The 6,682-nt window shown below is 65.8% G+C and carries 2 protein-coding genes; one reads left to right on the top strand and one right to left on the bottom strand.

Annotated features, from left to right (window positions below):
- Positions 1 to 6,265, bottom strand: a 6,265-nt coding sequence (locus tag WBQ44_RS23730) for a type I polyketide synthase (RefSeq protein WP_495569105.1), incomplete at its 3' end; no start/stop codon positions are given.
- 99 nt (positions 6,266 to 6,364) lie between these two features.
- Here WBQ44_RS23730 and WBQ44_RS23735 point away from each other — a divergent pair.
- Positions 6,365 to 6,682 (top strand): hypothetical protein (locus tag WBQ44_RS23735; protein ID WP_495569106.1); only part of this gene is annotated, 318 nt, incomplete at its 3' end.

The following is a 6,682-nucleotide window of genomic DNA, read 5'->3' on the forward strand; positions in this document are numbered from 1 at the left end:
CCATCAGCGAGTCCAGCCCGAGCTCCGGCAAGGGCGTCTGCACGTCGACCGATTCGGCGTCGACACCCATGACCAGTGCCAGTTGCTCCGCGAGAACGAAGGTCAACACGTCGGCGCGCTGGTCTTCGGGGAGCGCTAGAACCTCGGCCTGCAGCGCGGAGAAACCTGATCCTCCGGTACTGGCCGCGGCGATGTGTGCGGCGAACCGCGGGATGGTGGCCGAGGCGGGATTTGCGACTCCCCACTGCTCCCAGTCGATTCCTACGAGCGCGACGTGTGGCAGGTTCAATGTGAGGCACTCGCGCAAGAACGTGGTTGCCTCGTCCATGTCGATGTTCTTGAAACCGAGCATGTCGAGGTAACGCACGACCTCCTGCTTCGCCTCTGCCATGCCGCCGCCGGACATCGAGCCCCAGCTGACGGTGAACGCGGCTTGCCCGCGTTGCCGCCTCGTCCACGCCAACGCGTCGAGAACAGAATTGGCGGCGGAGTACGACACCTGCGGTGCACCTCCCGTGAGGCTGCTCATCGAGGAGAACATGACGAAAATGTCCGTCTCGATGCCCAGTTCGTCCAGTGCGCGATCGAGATGCACGGCGCCGGTGACCTTTGGCAGGAAGATGCTGCGTAGCGACTCGTCGGTGATGTCGTTGATGGCGTAGTTGTCGACGATGCCCGCGGTGTGGAAGATCCCGGCGACGCGGGTGCCTCGCTCGACGGTCGCGCGGAGACAATCGGATACTGCGTCGTAGTCGGAGATGTCGAACAGTGCCTGCGTGACGGTGACCCCCGCGGCGGCGAACTTCGCGAGCGTAGCGACTGCGCGGTCTGTGCTCGGGCCGTTTCTTCCGACCAGAACCAGGTGTCGCGCTCCTTCGTCCACCAGCCAGCGAGCGACGGCACTTCCGAAGGCGCCGAATCCACCGGTGATGACGTAGGCGGCGCCCGGATCGATGTCGACGGTCGGAATGCCGGGCCGTACGACGGGCAGTTCTTCGGTGAGGTCCAGGACGACACGGCCCGTGTGCGAGGACCGGATGACGGAGTCGAACGCGTCGCCGACCTGCGCCAGGGTGTAACTCGTGTACGGGAGGTGCTGGTACTGCCCCGACGACATCTTGTCCAGCACCTCGCGGGTGACCTGGCGGGCCAGTGCTGGTTTGTGTTCGAACATGCGGTCCATGTCCACCGCGTGAAAAGTGAGGTTGCGGTCGAACGGCTTCAGATCCATGACGCCGCCGAAGTAGATGTCGGCCTTTCCGATTTCGATGATGCGTGCGAATTCTGCTGCACAGTGCAGGTTTTGAGCCATGATCTCGCCCGGCGACGAGTTGAACACCACGTCGACCCCGCGTCCATCGGTCAACGTCATGATTTGCTCCGTGTAGTCGAGAGACCTCGACGCGAGCACCTCGTGCGCTCCTGCCTCGCGGGCGACGGCTCGGCGTTCGTCGTCGCCGGCAGTGGCGATCACTCGGGCGCCCAGTATCCGGGCGACCTGGACCGCGGCGAGACCCATGCCTGCCGCAGCGCCGTGGATCAGAACGGTGTCACCCGGTCGAACCCCGGCGAGATGCACCAATCCGTACTCCGCACACAGGAACGGAAGTATCGACGAGCACCATCCGGCCTCCCAGTCGTCCGGAATCTTCATCGTGCCGCCCTCGTCGCTCCCGACGGTGACGTAGCGGCGCATCATGTCTCGTGCACAGACGCCCATTCGGTCGCCGGGTGAGATGTCCGTGACGTCCGGGCCGACCCGAACCACGACGCCCGCACCCTCCAGCCCGAGCGTGGTGCCAAAGTACGTTCCTGCGAGTTCCTTGTCGGTCAGCACGCCCATGACCTTCAGCGGGTCCTTGTAGTTGAGACCGATGGCGTCCATTCGCACCTCGATCTCACCGGGGCCGGGCGCCCGCCGATCGTGAGCGCGAAAAGCCAGATCGGACAACAGCTTCGTCGCCGGCTTTTCGATGGCGAACGATTGTTCCGGGTCCCGCAGCACCGTCGGTTGATCGCGCACCGCGAGGTGCTCGTTCAGATTCGTGCGGAGGGTGACCACCCATCGAGAGCCCTGTCGGAGCGCGACCTCGTCCACGACGTCGTTTGCGAACTGACCGAACGCGAAGGTCTCGGTGACCAGCTCGGGCAATGCGGTGTCCGGCTCGCTGTCGATTAGCCGCCACGCCGCGGGGGACTGCTCGTTGCGGAGCGATCGCCGGGCGCCGACGAGCGCCGCGTGGGCGAGGTCCGCCCCGGCCTCGTCACCGGGCATGCAAAAAGCTCGTTCGGTCACGACCACCGCCGACACCGCGCCCGGCGTCGCCGACGGACCGTTCTCGTCGCCGTAGATGGAAACGTGCACCGTTCTCGCGGCGACGAGCAGTGACCCGACTGCACTCGCTGGGTCGGCGAACGAACCGGCCACGGCAACCACTGTCGCCCGGTCGACACCTTCTGCCTTCAGTCCCTGGCGTAGTGCGGCCACGAGCTCGACGACGCTCGAACTGCCGGCTTCGACGACAACCGAGTTCGGTCTGGACGCGGCGATCGCCTCGGCTCTGTGCCGTGCGTTGGAGGTCGGATCACCGAGAAGCACCACGAGCGCGAAATCCCGGGCAGCTTCGTTGGCGATTGCAACGGGATCGCGGTTGTCGCACAGTTCCCAGACCGGTTCGTAGAACACCTTCGACAACCGGTTGTGAACCGACTGCGCAGGGGCGATGGGCCGGAACTCGACACCACCGAGGGTGACGACCGCCCGACCCTCGTCGTCGGTGATCGCGATGTCCGCACGTAGTGGCTCGGTGCCTGTGCGCCGTACGACCACGGTCGGGTGCTCCGGCAGCGGCCCGAACCGCTTTACCGACCGCACCGAGAACGGAACGACGGCACCGGCGGCGCCGGTGGGCGACGACAGTGCTGCGACGCACTGCAATGCGGTATCGAGAACGGCAGGGTGGACGAGGTGACCAGCCCTGTCGGTCGTAGCCGTGATGGTCGCAGCCGTGGTAGTTGCAGACGTGACGATCGATGCGTTGACGGTTGCAACGACGACGTCGGGGCCGATGCGCGCGGTCTCGATGCCCTGGAATGCGGGGCCGTAGTGCAGACCCGCGGCATGCAGTAGCGGGTAGAGGTCTGCGCCGGTGACCTCGTGAGTGTCGACAGACTCGTCGATTCGAGAGTCGACGAACGGGGCTTCGAAGTGCCCCTCTACAAGCCGCCCCGTGGCGTTGACGGTCCACACGGCCGCGGTGGCCGAGCGGGAGCGGATGACGAAGCGGCGGGTGCTGTTCTCCACGGCAATCTGAAGTACAGGAACGTCGTGGGGGTCGATGACGAGCGGTGCCACGAACTCGACGTGCTCCAGGCCGACCTCCTGACGGCCGGTGCGCACAGCTGCCGCGCTGAGTGCGGCGTCGAGGTAGGCCGCGCCGGGCAGCAGCACCAGCCCGTCGACGACGTGGTCGCGTAGCCACGGCAACTGGGCGACGGCCAGCTCGACCTCCCATTCCGGCGCTGCTGCGGACGTTCGGTCACCCAGCATCGGGTAGACGGTGTTCGATCCGAACCGGTCGGCGACGGACTCGTCGTCCTCGTTCCACACCCGAGTCTTCTGCCACGGGTAGGCGGGCAGTGGCACGTGTGGTGCCGCGAGCGCTTCGGCACCCGCGAGGATGCGACCGTCGAAAGATCCCGCTACGTACAGTTCCGACACGGTGTCCGAAAGGGAGACGGCGTCTTCCTGCTTACGCGAGAGCGTCCCGACGGTTGTGCCCGATTCTCCTGTGCGAACCAGAATTTCGCGAATGTTGCCAGATAGAACCGGATGTGGGCCGATCTCCAGGAAGATGTGGTGACCCTGGGTGACCATTGCGGTGACAGTCTCCGCGAATCGGACCGGTTGGCGAACGTTGTCGCACCAGTAGCTCGCGTCCCACTCCGCGCCCGTGACTGCCCGCGCGGTCACCGTCGAATACAGCGGGTGCCGGGGAACCTGGGGGTCGAGGGTTTTCAGTGCCTCGGCAACGTCCGCGAGGATCGGGTCCATCAGGTGGCTGTGGTAGGGCACCTCGACCTGAAGACGTTTGGCGAAGATGCCGTCCGCGGCGAGCGTCTCGGCCAGTCGAGTCAGGTGGGCGGCGTCGCCCGCGAGCGTCACCGAAGTCGGACTGTTGACGGCAGCGACCGACACATGCGCGGCCATGTCGTCGGCGGCGTCCGACAGTCGCGCTACGGCGTCCGCTTCGGACAGCCCGACCGCGAGCATCGATCCGCTACCTGCCGTGGTGGCCTGCAGCCGAGCTCGATGGCAACTGACGAGCAGGGCGTCGCGCAGACTCAGCGCGCCACTGCAATAGGCAGCGCTGACCTCGCCGACGCTGTGTCCGACAACCGCCGCCGGCTCGACCCCGAGCGCCCGCAGTTCGGCGACGAGCGACACCTGCACGAGAAAGTTGGCGGGCTGAGCGATTTCGGTGTTCGTGACACGCGAATGTTCCTCGTCGCGGCACAGTTCTTCGATGATCGACCAGCCGGCTATCTCGATGAAAGCGTCGTCCACGATGCCCGCCGTGCGCGCGAACTCGCCACCTGCGTGCAGCAGGCCGCGGGCCATACCCCACCATTGCGGCCCCATTCCACTGAAGACGAAGACGGGCCTGGTGCCCGCTGCGTCGACGACGTGGCGGGTGTTGCCCGTTCCCTCCGCGAAGGCCCGCAGCTGCGCCGTGAGGTCTGGGGCATCGGTGAACGCGACCGTCGCGCGGGCAGGGTGATGGGCCCGCCGCGTCCACGCGGCGGCGGTGAATCGGCGTGCGGTGAGGTCGGCTTCCTCGGGCGAAAGCCCGCTCAGCTGTGCGTCGAGAGTGTCGGCGAGCGAAGAGGCAAGTGCTCTGGCGGCCGCGTCTGTCCTCGCGGAGAGGGGAAAGATCCCGAGCACCGCCGGTGGCTCGGCCGTGGGAGCGGACCGCGGAGCGGCATCCATAACGACGTGTGCGTTGGTTCCGCCGTAGCCGAACCCGTTGATCGCGACGATCGGCCGGTCCTGAACGCCTGCGAACGCCTCGACCTCCGTGGGGATGCGAATCCCGAGTTCGTCGAACGGGATGGCGGGGTTGAGGGTGTCGAGCCACGCCTGCGGGACGATGGTGCGGTGATGGATCGACAGGGCACTCTTGATGAGGCTCGCGATCCCGGCTGCGGCCTCGGTATGGCCGATCGACGCCTTGATCGAACCGACGACCAGCGGATTGTCCCGCCCGGTGACCGCACCGTATGCCGCACCGAGCGCTTCGATCTCCAACGGGTCACCGACGGATGTGCCGGTCCCGTGCGCCTCGACGTAGCCGACGCTGCTGGGCGCGATACCGGCCTCGGCACACACCCGTTCGGCCAGGACCCGCTGCGACACGGGGTTGGGTACGGGGATGGCAATGGTCCGACCGTCCTGATTGACGCCCGAGCCGCGAATGACCGAATAGATCCTGTCGCCGTCCCGGACGGCGTCGGCGAGCGGACGTAACAGCACCATGCCCGCGCCCTCGCCGCGTCCATATCCGTCCGCGGCGGCGTCGAAAGATTTGGAACGCCCGTCGAACGCCAGGAACCTGCCCTTGCACATGGAAATGAAGGTCTCGGGGCGGATCATCACGTTGGATCCCCCGACGAGGGCCATGTCGCACTCGCCCCGATCCAGGGCACGGACGGCTTCGTGCACGGCGACGAGCGACGAAGAACAGGCGGTATCGATGGTCATCGACGGGCCGACCAGGTCCAAGGCGTATGAAATGCGGTTGGACAGCAACGTGTGCGACGAGCTCGTCGCGCTGTGCGCGTTGATGTACGGCCGGCCCTGCTGAGACGAACGGAGACCGGCCGAGTCGTTCGTGAACCCGCCGACGTACACGCCGATTGGCTGCCCGGCGACGCGGCCCGCATGCCCGGCATCGTCGAGGGCTTCCCACGCGACTTCGAGCAACAATCGCTGCTGCGGATCAGTCACTGCGGCCTCACGTGGGGAAATGCCGAAGAACTCCGGATCGAAATCCCACAGCGACTGCGTCAGGAACCCGCCTTTACGGGTGTACATGCGGCCGGGGGCGTCTGGATCCGGGTCGTAGAAGCGGTCGGCGTTCCAGCGGTCCTCCGGGATGTCGACGATGCCGTCGCCCTTCGCCACCATGAAGTCCCAGAAGCTCCGGGGATCGTGAACCCCACCCGGGAACCGGCAACCGATACCGACGACTGCAATCTCGACCATGATTTACCCCCAACGACGACGGCCTGACGATGCGTGCCTCGGGAATGCGCAACCGGAGCGTGCGACAACGCCGGCCGATCATCGTGTCCCCCCGAAACGATGAGTGAATACAACCAGACCGACACCTGGACCGCCAGAGCAGATCGCGACGAGTTCGATGGCGCAACGAACGATGACAAAGTCCAGCTTTCAACAGGTTTGGCGAACTCCAGACTTTTCCGATGTGGCCGAATCCCAAAAATGCTGTTTGGCAGTGTGTTTCGAGCGTGTCCGACGCAGTTCGATTGCACAAGAAGTGTTTACGGTGTCTACGTGGCGAGGATAATGCGCGGGAACCGTTCGAAGTGGCCGCACGAGACTGTTGGCGCACCTTCCACTCAACCGCGCACGTTGCAACCTGCGCCGGTGCTGCAGCTT

Source organism: Rhodococcus sp. (in: high G+C Gram-positive bacteria) (assembly GCF_049591685.1).
Taxonomy (GTDB): Bacteria; Actinomycetota; Actinomycetes; order Mycobacteriales; family Mycobacteriaceae; genus Rhodococcoides.